1 protein-coding gene (only partly in view) is annotated in these 15,610 nt (G+C 73.4%); it reads right to left on the bottom strand.

What is annotated here, in order from left to right:
• On the bottom strand, nt 1-15,610 hold the 5' portion of the coding sequence (locus tag ACIQ9P_RS19365) for a non-ribosomal peptide synthase/polyketide synthase (RefSeq protein ID WP_402357073.1). It extends 12,083 nt beyond the left edge of the window; the window shows 15,610 of its 27,693 coding nt (coding positions 1-15,610); its start codon is at nt 15,608-15,610; the stop codon falls past the left edge of the window.

Raw genomic sequence — 15,610 nt, 5'->3', positions numbered from 1 at the left:
CCGCCGCGTCCAGCGTGACGCCGTCGGCCAGGAGCAGGTAGGCGATGAGGGACTTCTCGCCGGTGCCGAGGGCGCGGACGGTCACGACGGCGTCGCGGATCTGCGCGTGTTCGCGCAGGCGGGCTTCGATCTCGCCGAGTTCGATGCGGTAGCCGCGGATCTTGACCTGGTTGTCGATGCGGCCGAGGGTCTCCAGGGTGCCGTCGGGGAGGAAGCGGGCGAGGTCGCCGGTGCGGTAGAGGCGGGAGCCGGCGGGGCCGTGGGGGTTGGGGAGGAACTTCTCGGCGGTGAGGTCGGGGCGGCCGAGGTAGCCGCGGGCCAGGCCGGCGCCGTCGATGTGGACCTCGCCCGCGACACCGATCGGGGCCGGCCGCAGGTCGGCGGTCAGGACGTACATGCCCGTGTTGGGGATCGGCGCGCCGAGCGGGATCGCCTCGGTGAGCGGCAGGGTGTCGATGATCAGACCGGAGTTGCCGATGGTGATCTCGGTGGGCCCGTACTCGGTGGCGACCTTGGTGCCGTCCGTACCGGCCAGCTGCTGCCAGCGCTCGGCGAGGGAGACGGGGAAGTTGTCGCCCGCCGCGATGACGACACCGGCGAGATCGTGGGCCTGGTCGGCGGACAGCTGGTGGGTGAGGAGGTCGAGGTGGCCGGGGGTGAGCTTGACGAAGCTGAACGGACCCGCCTCCGCCAGAGCCTCACCCAGCGACGCCGTGTCCAGACCGTCCGGCAGCAGCGTGACCGCCTGGCCGCAGATCAGCGGCGTGAACAGGTCCGGGATACCCAGGTCGAAGGAGATGGAGGAGAACAGCGGAGCACCACCGGTGCCGTGGGAGGCGTAGGTGTCCACCGTCCAGGTCAGGTAGTTGGCCAGACCGGCGTGGTGGATCATCACGCCCTTGGGACGACCGGTCGAACCGGACGTGTAGATGACGTAGGCCAGCTGGGCGGGGTCGGTCGCACGCGCCGGAGCGGTGACATCGCCGCCGATGAGGTCACCGACGAGCAGAGTCGTCCCGTCGAACGATCCAACGGTGTCCGTGACGAGAATGCGAGCTTGGGTGTCGTCCAGGATGAACGCGCGCCGCTCGGCGGGGAGGGTCGGGTCCAGCGGCAGGTACGCCGCTCCGGCCTTCCAGATGCCCAGCAGCACCGGGACCAGCTCGGGACCGCGCTCCAGGCACACACCGACGAGGGAGTCCGCGACCGCACCGGCCGCGATCAGGTGGTGCGCCACCTGGTTCGCCCGCTCCTCCACCTCACGGTAGGAGAGGCGAACATCCCCCGCGATCACGGCGACAGCGTCCGGCGTCGCGACGGCCTGCGCCTCGAACAGCTCCAGCACCGTCCCCGCCGGCCGCTCCACCGAGCCTCCGGTCGCCCAATCGTCCAGCAGCGAGCGCTCGGCGTCCGACAGGAACACCACGTCCGCAGCCCCGTCCGGGTCCCCGGCCATCGCCTCCAGCACCGAGCGGTACATCCCGCCCAACCGCTCCAGATTCTCGCCACTCACCACCGCACCCGTGCTGTACAGGTTGATCCGACCGCTACGGGCGATGACGTTGAGCCCGAACTCGTTGGCGTCACTGCCCATGTTGGCCTGGACGTCGACGGTGTCGGTGTCGACCTGGTGGAAGTCGAGGTACTCGAACAGGATGGTCAGCAGCTCGCGCGAGTTCCCGGCCGCGCGCTGGATGGCGGGCAGCGGGTACCGGCGGTGGGCCCAGATCTCGGTCTCCTGCCGGTACACCCCCTCCACCAGCTCACGCCACGTACGAGCGCCCCGAGTCAGCGGGAACGGCAGCGTGTTCAGATGCATGCCCAGCACCCGGTCCGCACCCGGCGCCTCCAGACGACCGTGGTACACCACACCCGTGTGGAACGACTCCTCCACCGTCAGCATGCCCAGCACCTTCAGGTGCGCGGCGAGGAAGACGCTCTTGAGTGACGTCCTCGCCGAGGCGGCGAGCCGCTGCAGGCCCTCCTCCAGGTCCGCGTAGGGCGCCCGGGCGTGGAAGGTCTCGCCCGAGGCGGCCTCGTCCGCCGCCCAGCTCGCGGGGATCCGGGCCGGGCTGTGGGTGTCCACGACCTGCTGCCAGAACTCCTGGACGCCCGTGTCGGTCAGGGCGGCCTGCTCGGCGGCGATGAAGTCCGCGTACCGGACGGCGGGGACCTCGTAGGGGGCGGGCTCCTGGCCGTCGCGCAGGCTGCGGTAGACGGCGACGAGCTCCATCAGCAGGGTGTGGTAGCTCCACCCCTCGGTGATGGCGTGGATCTGACTGAACGTCATCCGCCAGGCGTCGGTGCCCTCGACATGGACGGCGATCCGCAGCAACGGAGCCGCCGTGAGGTCGAAGCCGGCGGCGTACTCCTCGGCGACGTAGGCGAACGCGAGTTCCTGCTGCTGCTCCGCCGGGAGCGCGCTCACGTCGTGCACGGTGAGCGGGATCTCGACCCGCGCGTGGACGAGCTGGAGCGGCTGGCTGAAGCCGTCCAGGTGCATCGAGGTGCGCAGGATCTCGTGGCGGGCGGCGACGGTGGCGAGGGCCGCACGCATCGCGGCCTCGTCGAACGGCTGCGCGTCCGGGATCCGGAAGGAGTTGATGTTCTGGTAGACGTGCTCGTCGCCCGAGGCCAGCATCTCGACCAGCATGCCGGTCTGCACCTGCGACAACGGGTACGCGTCCACCACACCCGCCGGGAGCTGTGCCCGGTCACGGTCGCCGATCAGCGCGAACGGCTCGACCGTCTCCACCAGGGAACCGGTCAGCTCCTGACCGGCCACCCGCACCGCCAGCGCGGCGACGGTCTTCAGCTGGAACACGTCGGGAATCGAGACGTCGAAGCCCGCGGCACGCAGGGCGCCGACCAGGCGAACGGCCCGGATCGAGTCACCACCGAGGTCGAAGAAGCTGTCCTCGACACCCACCACCGGCAGACCCAGCACCTCGGCCCACACGGCGGCGAGACGCTCCTCCACCGGCGTGCGCGGCGCGACGAACGCCGCACCCGCGAACGCCGCCAGATCCGGCGCCGGCAGCGCGCGGTGGTCCACCTTGCCGCTGCCGTTCAGGGGCACGGCGGCCAGCTCGACGAAGGCCGCCGGAACCATGTACTCCGGCAGGACGGCACCGAGGTGGGTACGCAGCTCGGCGGTGTCGAGCGCAGCGCCCTCCGCCGGGACGATGTACGCGACCAGGGACTTCTCGCCCGCCTCGCTCTCCCGCACCGCCACGACGACGTCGCGGACGAGCGCGTGCTCGCGCAGACGGGCCTCGATCTCACCCAGTTCGATGCGGTAGCCGCGGACCTTGACCTGCTTGTCGATCCGGCCGAGGAAGTCGATCGAGCCGTCGGCGAGGAAGCGCGCCAGGTCACCCGTCCGGTAGAGGCGGGAGCCCGCCGCACCGAAGGGGTCGGGAACGAACTTCTCCGCCGTCAGCTCGGCCCGACGCAGGTAGCCCTGGGCGAGGCCGGGGCCACCGATGTGCATCTCACCGGGGACGCCGACCGGGACCAACTGCCCGTCCGCGTCGAGGAGGTGAATGGTGAGGTCGGACAGACGGTGGCCGATGACGCTGCGGCCGGGGTGGGCCAGGTCGACGGCGCCGATCCGGTGGTGGGTCGCGTAGACGGTGATCTCGGTCGGGCCGTACATGTTGACCAGGGCCGGGCGGCGCACGCCGAACCGTGCGGTCCACGGCTCCAGTTCGGACATGTCGAGCCGCTCGCCCGCGAAGATCACGGCGCGCAGGGCGAGCCCGTCCACCGCCGCCTCGGCGTCGCCGGCCAGGGCGGCCAGCGAGCGGAAGGCGGACGGGGTCTGGCACAGCACGCTGACCCGCTCGCGGACCAGCAGGTTCAGCATGTCCTGCGGGGAGCGACCGACGGCCGGCGGGACGACGACGAGCCGGGCGCCGTGCAGCAGGGCGCCCCACATCTCCCAAACGGAGACGTCGAAGGCGTAGGAGTGGAACAGCGCCCACACGTCATCGGCCGAGAACTCGATCTGCTCGCGCGTCGCGGTGAACAGCCGGGCCACGTTGGCGTGGGTGAGGCAGACGCCCTTGGGCAGGCCGGTGGAGCCGGAGGTGTAGATGACGTAGATCAGGTTGTCCGGCGTGGTCGCCGTGACGGGAGCGGTCGCCGGACGGGCCGCGATCACCTCGGCGTCACGGTCGACCAGGACCCGGGTGCCGTCGAAGTCCAGCTCCGGCAGGGCGGAGTGGGTGATCAGGAGCGGCGCCTGCGCGTCGGCCAGCATGTAGGCGAGGCGCTCGGCCGGGTTCACCGGGTCCAGCGGCAGGTACGCCGCACCGGACTTGAGCACACCCAGTAGCGTCGGGACCAGGTCCGGACCGCGCTCCAGCGACACACCGACGATCACGTCCGGTCCGGCCCCGGCGGCCACCAGGTGGTGGGCGATCCGGTTGGCCCGCTCGTCCAGCTCCCGGTAGGACAGGTGAACATCCCCGCTGGTCAGCGCCACCGCCTCCGGAGAAGCAGCCGCCACGGCGGCGAACAGCTCGTGCACCGTCGCCGTCACCGGCCGTTCGACCGGCGCGTTCCACTCCCCCAGCAGCAACGCCCGGTCAGCCTCCGGCAGAACAGGACCGGTCGCGTCACCGAACGGGTCCGCCGCCATCGCCTCCAGCACCGAGCGGTACATCGCCCCCAGCCGCGCCAGGTTCTCCGCCGCGAAGACGGTGCCCGCGCAACTGAGCCTGAACGCACCGCCGTTCGCGATCGCCACGAGGTCGAACTCGTTCGCGCCCTCGCCCATGGTCGCCTCGACGTCCACGGAGTCGGCGTCGACCTGGTGGAAGTTCTGGTGGTCGAACAGCACCGAGAGCAGGTTTCCACCGACGCCGGCGGCGCGCTGGATCGCGGGCAGCGGATAGCGGCGGTGCGACCAGATCTCGGTCTCCCGGGCGTACACGCCCTCGACCAGTTCGTGCCAGCTCCGCGCGCCCCGACCCGCCGGGAACGGCAGGGTGTTGAGGTGCATGCCGAGCACCCGGTCGGAACCGGGGGCCTCCAGGCGGCCGTGGTAGACCACGCCGGTGTGGAAGGACTCCTCGGCCGTGAGCGCGCCGAGCACCTTCAGGTGCGCGGCCAGCAGCACGCTCTTCAGCGAGGTCTTCGCCTCGACGGCCAGCTTGCGCAGACCGTCCTCCAGGTCTGCGAACGGGACCCGCAGGCCGTGCCGCTCGGTGGCGGCGGCGGACTCGTCGGCCCAGCCGGTCGGCAGGACGAGCGGGCTGTGGGTGTCCACGACGCCCTGCCAGAACGCCTGCTCGGCGGGATCGGCGAGAGCGGCCTGCTCGGCCGCGACGAAGTCCGCGTACCGGACGGCGGGCACCTCGTACGCGGCAGGTTCCTGGCCGTCGCGCAGCGCGCGGTAGATGCCGACCAGCTCCATCAGCAGGGAGTTGACCGTCCAGCCGTCGGTGATCACATGCAGGTGACTGAAGGTGAGCCGCCACGCGTCGTCGGCCTCGATGTGCACGGCCAGCCGCAGCAACGGCCCCTCGGCGAGGTCGAACGCGGCCGCGCGGTCCTCCTCGACCCAGGCCAGGGTCTGCCGCGTCTGCTCCTCCGGGGCCGACCCGCGCAGGTCGGTGACCTGCACGGGAACGTCGACGGCCGCACGGACCAGCTGGAGCGGCTGCGAGAAGCCGTCCAGGTGCATGGTCGTCCGCAGTACCTCGTGCCGGGCGACGACCGTGTCCACGGCCGCGCGCATGGCCTCGGCGTCGAAGGACCGCGGGTCCGGGATCCGGAAGGAGGTGATGTTCCGGTAGGTGTTCCGGCCGTCTCCGGCCAGCATCTCGACCAGCATGCCGGTCTGCACCTGCGACAGCGGGTACGCGTCCACCGCGTCCACCGGCAGCAGCGCGCGGTCCTGCCCGGTGACGAGCGCGAACGGCTCCACGGCCGCGACCAGCGAGTGGCCGAGGTCGCGGGTGCCCAGCAGCTCGGCGAGGGCGGCGACGGTGCGGTTCTGGAAGACGTCGGGGATCGAGACGTCGTACCCGGCGGCGCGCAGGGCGCCGACCAGACGGACGGCGCGGATGGAGTCGCCGCCGAGGTCGAAGAAGCTGTCCTCGACACCGGCCCGCGGCAGGTCCAGCACCTCGCACCAGACGGCGGCGAGGCGCTCCTCCAGCGGCGTGCGCGGGGCGACGTACTCCTCGGTGGCGAAGGCCGCCAGGTCGGGCGCGGGCAGGGCGCGGTGGTCGACCTTGCCGTTGCCGGTGAGCGGGATGCGGTCGATCAGCTGGTAGGCCGCGGGGACCATGTAGTCGGGCAGAGCCGCCCCGAGGTACGCGCGCAGGGCGGCGGTGTCGGGGGTCGCGGCCTCGGCCGGGACGAGGTAGGCGGTGAGGCGCTTGTTGCCCGGCTGCGGCTCGCGGACGCTGACCACCGCGTCGCGGACGTGGGGGTGTTCGCGCAGGCGGGCTTCGATCTCGCCGAGTTCGATGCGGTAGCCGCGGATCTTGACCTGGTTGTCGATGCGGCCGAGGGTCTCCAGGGTGCCGTCGGGGAGGAATCGGGCGAGGTCGCCGGTGCGGTAGAGGCGGGAGCCGGCGGGGCCGTGGGGGTTGGGGAGGAACTTCTCGGCGGTGAGGTCGGGGCGGCCGAGGTAGCCGCGGGCCAGGCCGGCGCCGTCGATGTGGACCTCGCCCGCGACACCGATCGGGGTTGGCCGGAGGTCGGCGGTCAGGACGTACATGCCCGTGTTGGGGATCGGCGCGCCGAGCGGGATGGCCTCCGTCGTCGGCAGTTCGCCGATGATCAGACCGGAGTTGCCGATCGTGATCTCGGTGGGACCGTACTCGGTGGCGACCTTGGTGCCGTCCGTACCGGCCAGCTGCTGCCAGCGCTCCGCCAGGGAGACGGGGAAGTTGTCGCCCGCCGCGATGACCACACCGGCGAGATCGTGGGCCTGGTCGGCGGACAGCTGGTGGGTGAGGAGGTCGAGGTGGCCGGGGGTGAGCTTGACGAAGCTGAACGGACCCGCCTCGGCGAGGGCGGAGCCCAGCGACGCGGTGTCGATGCCGTCCGGGAGCAGGGTGACCGGCTGGCCGCAGATGAGCGGCGTGAACAGGTCCGGGATCCCCAGGTCGAACGAGATCGACGAGAACAGCGGAGCACCACCCGTGCCGTGGGAGGCGTAGGTGTCGACGGTCCACGTCAGGTAGTTGGCCAGACCGGCGTGGTGGATCATCACGCCCTTGGGACGACCCGTCGAACCGGACGTGTAGATGACGTAGGCCAGCTGCGCCGGATCCGTCGCACGCGCCGGAGCCGTGGTGGGACGACGCTTCAGACGGCGGTCGGTGTCCAGGACGACAAGGGTGCCCTGGTGGACGGCCGAGAGCGTGGCGGTATGAGCGGTGCTGGTGACCAGAACCGGGGCCGCCGTGTCGGCGAGGATGTACGCGAGGCGCTCGGCGGGGAGGGTCGGGTCCAGCGGCAGGTACGCCGCTCCGGCCTTCCAGATGCCGAGGAGGACGGGGACCAGCTCGGGGCCGCGCTCCAGGCACACACCGACGAGCGAGTCGGCGACCGCACCGGCCGCGATCAGGTGGTGCGCCACCTGGTTCGCCCGCTCCTCCACCTCACGGTAGGAGAGGCGAACATCCCCGGCCACGACCGCGACGGCGTCCGGCATCGCGACGGCCTGCGCCTCGAACAGCTCCAGCACCGTCCCCGCCGGCCGCTCCACCGAGCCACCCGAAGCCCAACCATCGAGCAACGAACGCTCTGCGTCCGACAGGAACACCACATCCGCAGCCCCGTCCGGATCCCCGGCCATCGCCTCCAGCACCGAGCGGTACATCCCGCCCAACCGCTCCAGGCTGTCCCGGCTGACCACATCGGTCGAGCCGCTCAGCCCCAGATTCCCGCCCCGGGCAATGGCGTTGAGCCCGAACTCGTTACCACCCACGCCCATGGTGGCGGTGGCGTCGATCGCGGCCGTGTCGACCTGGTGGAAGTCCAAGTACTCGAACAGGATGCCGAGCAGGTCGCCCGAGGCGCCGGCCGCGCGCTGGATGGCGGGCAGCGGGTAACGGCGGTGGGCCCAGATCTCGCTCTCCTGCCGGTACACCCCCTCCACCAGCTCACGCCACGTCCGCGCCTCACCCCGACTCGCCGGGAACGGCAGCGTGTTCAGGTGCATCCCCAGCACCCGGTCCGCACCCGGCGCCTCCAGACGACCGTGGTACACCACACCCGTGTGGAACGACTCCTCGCCCGACACCGTCCCCAGCACCTTCAGATGCGCCGCCAGCAGCACACTCTTCAGCGACGTCCTCGCCGAGGCCGCCAGGGACCGCAGCCCCTCCTCCAGGTCCCCGTACGGCACCCGGACGTGCACCTTCTCGCGGGTGGCGCCCTGCTCCGCCCAGGAGGCGGGGAGCGCGGTCGGGGCGTGGGTGGTCACCACGTCCTGCCAGAACGCCTGGTCGCCGGCGTCGGCCAGCGAGGCGAGCTCGGCGGCGATGAAGTCGGCGTACCGGACGGCGGGGGCCTCGTAGGCGGGCAGGCCGTGTCCCTCGACCAGGCCGCGGTAGCAGGCCAGGACCTCCATCAGCAGGGTGTGGTAGCTCCACCCCTCGGTGACGGCGTGGATGTGACTGAACGTCATTCGCCAGGCGTCATCGGCCTCGACGTGCACGGCGACCCGCAGCAGCGGCGCGGCGGTGAGCTCGAAGCCCGCCGCCCGCTCGGCGGCGACGTACGCCGTCGCGCGCCCGGTCTGCTCCTCGGCGGACAGGTCGCGCAGGTCGTGCACCGCGAGCGGGACGTCGACCCGCGCGTGGACGAGCTGGAGCGGCTGGCTGAAGCCGTCCAGGTGCATCGAGGTGCGCAGGATCTCGTGGCGGGCGACGACCGTGGCCAGCGCCTCGCGCATCGCCTCGGCGGAGAACGGTCGACTGTCCGGGATCCGGAAGGAGTTGATGTTCTGGTAGACGTGCTCGTCACCGGAGGCCAGCATCTCGACCAGCATGCCGGTCTGCACCTGCGACAACGGGTACGCGTCCACCACACCCGCCGGAAGGCGGTCGCGGTCCCGGTCACCGATCAGCGCGAACGGCTCGACCGTCTCCACCAGGGAACCGGTCACCTCCTGACCGGCCACCCGCACCGCCAGCGCCGCAATGGTCTTCAGCTGGAACATGTCGGGAATCGAGACGTCGTACCCGGCGGCTCGCAGCGCGCCGACCAGACGAACCGCCCGGATCGAGTCACCACCGAGGTCGAAGAAACTGTCCTCGACACCCACCTCCGGCAGACCCAGCACCTCGGCCCACACCGCGGCGAGACGCTCCTCCACCGGCGTGCGCGGCGCCACGAACGCCGCACCCGCGAACGCCGCCAGATCCGGCGCCGGCAGCGCGCGCAGGTCGACCTTGCCGTTGGCCGTCAGCGGGACGGCGGCCAGCTCGACGAAGGCCGCCGGAACCATGTACTCCGGCAGCGCGGCACCGAGGTGGGTACGCAGCTCGGCCGCGTCCAGGGTGGCGCCGGGAGCGACGACCAGGTAGGCGGCGAGGGTCTTCTCCCCCGCCGCGCCCTCGCGCACCGCCACCACGGCGTCGCGGACCTGCGCGTGCTCGCGCAGGCATGCCTCGATCTCGCCCAGCTCGATCCGGTAGCCGCGGATCTTGACCTGCTTGTCGATCCGGCCGAGGGACTCCATGGTGCCGTCAGCCAGGCGGACGGCGAGGTCGCCGCTGCGGTAGAGGCGGGAGCCGACCGGGCCGTACGGGTCCGGGACGAAGCGCTCGGCGGTCAGCTCGGGGCGGTTGAGGTAGCCGCGGGCGGCGGCGGGGCCGCCGACGTGGATCTCGCCGGGGACGCCGACCGGCACCAACTGCCCGTCGGCGTCGAGGATGTGGATGGTGAGGTCGGAGAGCGGGGAGCCGATGGGGCTGTGGGTGGGGCGGGCGAGGTCGTCCTCGGTCACCCGGTGGTAGGTGGAGTGGACGGTGGTCTCGGTGATCCCGTACATGTTGATCAGCGCGGGGCGGTGGGCGCCGAGGCGGTCCGTCCAGGGCCGGAGTTCGGACATGTCGAGCCGCTCGCCGGCGAAGATCACGGCGCGCAGGGCGAGCCCGTCCACCGCCGTCCCGCTGTCGCCGGCCAGGGCGGCCAGCGAGCGGAAGGCGGTCGGGGTCTGGCACAGCACGGTGGCCTGCTCGCGGACCAGCAGGTCCAGCATGTCCTGCGGGGACCGGGTCACCGTCGGCGGGAGGACCACGAGGCGGCCGCCGTGCAGCAGGGCGCCCCACATCTCCCAGACGGAGACGTCGAAGGCGTAGGAGTGGAAGAGCGGCCAGACGTCCTCGGGGCCGAAGGCGTACTGCTCACGGGTGGAGTCGAAGAGACGGACGACGTTGGCGTGGGTGAGGCAGACGCCCTTGGGCAGGCCGGTGGAGCCGGAGGTGTAGATGACGTAGATCAGGTTGTCCGGCAGCACCCCGGTCACGGGGGCGGTGGCCGGGCGGGCCGCGATCGCCTCGGCGTCACGGTCCAGGACGATCCGGGTGCCCGTGAACTCCGGTGCGGCGACGGCGGAGTGGGTGATCAGGATCGGTGCCTGCGCGTCGGCCAGCATGTAGGCCAGGCGGTCGGCCGGGTTCACCGGGTCCAGCGGCAGGTACGCCGCACCGGACTTCAGCACACCCAGTAGCGTCGGGACCAGGTCCGGACCGCGCTCCAGGCAGACACCGACGATCACGTCCGGCCCCGCGCCCAGCGCGACCAGGTGGTGGGCGATCCGGTTGGCCCGCTCGTCCAGCTCCCGGTAGGACAGGTGAACATCCCCACTGGTCAGCGCCACCGCCTCCGGAGAAGCAGCCGCCACGACGGCGAACAACTCGTGCACGGCCCGCGTCACCGGCCGCTCGGTGGTGGCGTTCCACGCCCCCAGCAGCAGTTCCCGCTCGCCCTCGGGCAGGACCGCGGCCCGGGCGCTCCCCGCCCCGCCGGCGGCCATCGCGGCCAGCACGGCCCGGTACATCGAGCCGAGGCGCGCCAGGTTCTCCCGGCTCACCACGGCGGTCGTGGTGCTGAGGTCGATGCCGCCGCCGCGGGAGGTCGCGGTGAGCCCGAACTCGTTGCCGCCGTCGCGCAGTCCGCCGTCGACCTCGGTGGTGCCGCCGTCGACCTGGTGGAAGTCCTGGTGGTCGAACAGCACCGGCAGCAGCTCGCCGCCGGCGCCCGCGGCGCGCTGGATCGCGGGCAGCGGGTAGTGGCGGTGCGACCAGGTCTCGGTCTCCTGGCGGCGCACCGCCTCGACCAGCTCGCGCCAGGTGCGGGCGGCGCCCGGACGGGCCGGGAACGGCAGGGTGTTGAGGTGCATGCCGAGCACCCGGTCGGCCCCGACCGCCTCCAGGCGGCCGTGGTGGACGACGCCGGTGTGGACGGCCTCCTCGGTGGACAGCGTGGCCAGCACCTTGAGGTGGGCGGCCAGCAGCACGGTCTTCAGCGAGCCGCCGGACTCGGCGGCGAGGGCGCGCAGCCCGTCCACCAGGTCGCCGTACGGGACCCGGACGTGCAGCGGCTCCGCTGCCACTCCCGGGGCGGCCCCGGCCGCCCAGGAGGCGGGGACGGACACCGGCGCGTGGGTGCCCACGACCCCGGCCCAGAACGCCTGCTCGGCCGGGTCGGCCAGCGCGTCCAGTTCGGCGGCGACGAAGTCGGCGTAACGCACCGCGGGCGCCTCGGACGCCGCCGGCTCGCGGCCGTCGCGCAGCGCGCGGTAGCAGTCCAGCAGCTCCGCCAGCAGCGAGTTGACCGTCCAGCCGTCGGTCACGGCGTGCGAGTGGCTGAAGGTGAGCCGCCAGGCGTCGTCGGACTCGACGTGCACGGCGATCCGCAGCAGCGGCGCGGCGGTCAGCTCGAACCAGGCGGCGCGCTCCTCGCGGCCGAAGTCCTCGGCGAGCCGCTCCTGCCGCTCGGCCGACAGGGCGCGCACGTCGCTCACCGCGACCGGCACCTCGGCCCGGGCGCGCACCAGCTGCAGCGGGCGGCCGAAGCCCTCCAGGTGGACGGAGGTGCGCAGGATCTCGTGGCGGGCCGTGAGCAGTTCGACGGCCGCGCGCAGCGCCCCGGCGGAGAACGGCTCGGCGTCGGGGATCCGGTAGGAGCTGATGTTGCGGTAGGCGTTGCCGCTCCCGCCGGTCAGCATCTCGACCAGCATGCCGGTCTGCACCTGCGACAGCGGGTACGCGTCGACGGCGTCGGCCGGCAGCAGCGCCCGGTCCGCGGCGTCGATCAGCGCGAACGGCGCGATCCCGGCGGCGGCGGGGGCGGGGGTGTCGCGGTCGGCGACGGCGGCGGCCAGCGCGGCGACCGTCCGGTGCTCGAAGAGGTCGCGGACGGCGACCTCGTACCCGGCCGCGCGCAGCGCGCCGGCCAGGCGGACGGCGCGGATGGAGTCGCCGCCGAGGTCGAAGAAGCCGTCCTCGGCGCCGACCCGCGGCAGGCCGAGCACCTCGGCCCACACCCGGGCGATCCGCTCCTCGGCCTCCGTGCGCGGGGCGACGTACCGGCGGGCGGCGAGGTCCTCGGCGCCCGGCGCGGGCAGGGCCCGCCGGTCGAGCTTGCCGTTGGGGGTCAGCGGCAGCGCGTCCAGCGCGACGACCGCCGACGGGACCATGTACTCGGGCAGCCGGGCGGCGACCAGCTCGCGCACCTCGCGGGCGTCGATCCGGGCGTCCGGCGCCGCCACCGCGTAGGCGACGATCGTCCGGTCCCCGGGCCGGTCCTCGCGGACGACCACGGCGGCCTGCCGGACGCCGGGGCAGCCGGTGACGGCGGCCTCGATCTCGCCCGGCTCGATCCGGTAGCCGCGCACCTTGACCTGCTCGTCGGTGCGGCCGACGTACTCCAGCCGGCCGTCCCGGCGGCGGCGCACCAGGTCGCCGGTGCGGTAGAGGCGCTCGCCGGCGGCGCCGAACGGGTCCGGCAGGAAGCGCTCGGCGGTCAGCTCCGGGCGGCACAGGTAGCCGCGGGCGAGCTGCCGGCCGGCCACGTACAGCTCTCCCGTCACGCCGGCCGGGACCGGGCGCAGGGCCGCGTCGAGCACGTGCAGCCGGGTGTTGCGGACCGGGCTGCCGAGCGGCACGGTCACGGTGTCGGCGGCCGGGTCGAAGGTGTGGGTGGTGATCTGGACGGTGGTCTCGGTCGGGCCGTACAGGTTGTGGACCCGCACGCCCCAGGCGGCGGTGACCTCGGCGGCGAGCGCGGGGGCGATCGGCTCGCCGCCGGTGAACACCCGGCGCAGCGGCAGCGGCGTGCCCGGGCGGTGGGCGCGGGCGGCCACGGCGAGCAGCGAGGGGACGAACTGGGCGACGGTGACGCCGTGGTCGGCGATGTGGGCGAGCAGCAGCTCGGGGTCGCGCAGCACCTCGTCGGGGGCGACCCGGACGGCGGCGCCGGTCAGCAGGGGCAGCCACAGCTCCCACACCGAGGCGTCGAAGGTCAGCGCGGTGCGGGACAGCACCCGGTCGTCGGGGGCGAGCGGGAACTCGGCGGCCATCCAGGTCATCTGGTTGGCGAGAGCGCCGTGGCCGACCAGGACGCCCTTGGGGCGGCCGGTGGAGCCGGAGGTGTAGATCGCGTAGGCGGGGTGGGCGGGCAGCAGCGGCGCGGTCCGCTCGGCGTCGGCGAGGGCGGTGGCGGGCTGCGCGGCGAGCGCCTCGGCGGTGGCGTCGGTGCCGAGGACGATCCGGGCGAGGGCCGGGTCGGTGAGCAGGCCGTCGGTGTCGGCGCCGGTCAGGGCGAGGGCCGGGCGGGCGTCGGCGAGCTGGAAGGCGATCCGGTCGACGGGGTGGGCCGGGTCGATCGGCAGGTAGGCGGCGCCGGTCTTGAGCACGGCGAGCACGGCGACGACCAGCTCGGCGGAGCGCGGCAGGGCGAGGGCGACCAGCTGCTCGGGTCCGGCGCCGCGGCCGATCAGCAGCCGGGCGAGGCGGTTGGAGCGCTCGTCCAGCTCCCGGTAGTCGAGCGCGGTGTCCCGGAACAGGACGGCGGGCACGTCGGGGGTGCGGCGGGCCTGCTCGGCGAAGAGCGCGGGCACCGTGGCGGTGGCGGTGGCGTCGAGCGGCTCCTCGGCGTCGGCCGACGGCCGCTCCTGCTCCAGCTCGTCCTCGCCGAGCATCGGCAGGGCGGAGAGCCGGGCGGCCGGGTCGGCGGTGGCGGCGTCCAGCAGCCGGACGTAGTGGGCGGCCATCCGCTCGACCGTCTCCCGGTCGAACAGGGCGGTGGCGTAGCGCAGCCGGGCGTGCAGCGCGCCGTCCCGGGAGTCCTCGATGTCGAGGGTGAGGTCGGTCTTGGCGACGCGGTCGGCGGTCTCGGCGCGGACGCTCAGGCCGGGCAGCTCGAAGGCCGGGGCCTGGTGCTCGCGGAGGATGAAGTCGGCCTGGTAGAGCGGGGTGCGGGAGGCGTCGCGCTCCGGCTGCAGCTCGTCGACGAGGCGGGCGAAGGGCACCGCCTGGTGGGCGAAGGCGTCCAGCACGGTGGCGCGGCCGGCGTCGAGGAGGTCCCCGAACGCCGGGTCGCCGGTCCAGCCGAGGCGGGCGACGACGACGTTGATGCCGTAGCCGATCAGCGGCTGCAGCTCGGGCCGGGCGCGGCCGGAGACGGTGACGCCGACCGGGATGTCGCTGCCGCCGGTCCAGCGGGCCAGCAGACCCTGGAAGGCGGTGAGCAGGACGGTGAAGCGGGTGGTGTCGTGGGCGGTGGCGAGCGCGAGGGCGCGGCGGGCGGTCGCGGCGGGGACGGTGAAGGAGACGGCGTCGCCGGCCGGGTCGCGGCGGGCCGGGCGCGGCCGGTCGGTGGGCAGGTCGAGGACGGGCACGCCGGTGAGCCGCTCGCGCCAGTGGCCGAGCTGGCGCTCCAGGGCCTCGCCGGTGACCTCGCGGCGCTGCCAGGCGGCGAAGTCGGCGTACTGGACCGGCAGCGGCGCCAGCGGGTCGGCCCGGCCGGCCGTGAACGCGGCGTAGAGGGTGCCGAGTTCCTCGGCGAACAGGCCGACCGACCAGGCGTCGCAGGCGATGTGGTGGAACGTGACCACCAGCAGGTGCTCGTCCTCGGCGAGGGCGATCAGCCGGGCCCGGGCGGAGAGGTCCCGCTCCAGGTCGAACGGGACGGCGATCTCGGTCTCGGCCGCCGCGCGGGCGTCGCGCTCGCGCTCGGCGGCCGGGACGGCGGTCAGGTCGGTGACCGGCAACGGCGCCGGGCGGGCCTCCTCGACCACCTGGACCGGCTCCTCGCCCGCCAGCGCGTAGCGGGTGCGCAGGATCTCGTGCCGGGCGACGATCCCGGTCCAGGCGGCGCCGAGCGCCTCGCGGTCGAGGGTGCCGGTCAGGCGCAGCACCAGCGGGACCAGGTACTCGGCGCTGTCCGGCTCCAGGCGGTTGAGGAACCACATCTGCTGCTGGCCGAAGGACAGCGGCAGCGGCTGCTCCCGGTCGGCCCGGGTGATGACGGACCGGCGACCCCCTCGCTTGCCGGCCAGCCGGCGCCGCAGCAGCTCCTCGCGCCGCTGTGCCACGTCCTGCTCGGTCGACCGCTTGTCGCCGGTGCTCAT

Source organism: Kitasatospora sp. NPDC094019 (assembly GCF_044764505.1).
Classification (GTDB): Bacteria; Actinomycetota; Actinomycetes; order Streptomycetales; family Streptomycetaceae; genus Kitasatospora.
The sequence above is the reverse complement of the archived record's forward strand: the minus strand, read 5'-3'. Positions and strand labels throughout refer to the sequence as shown.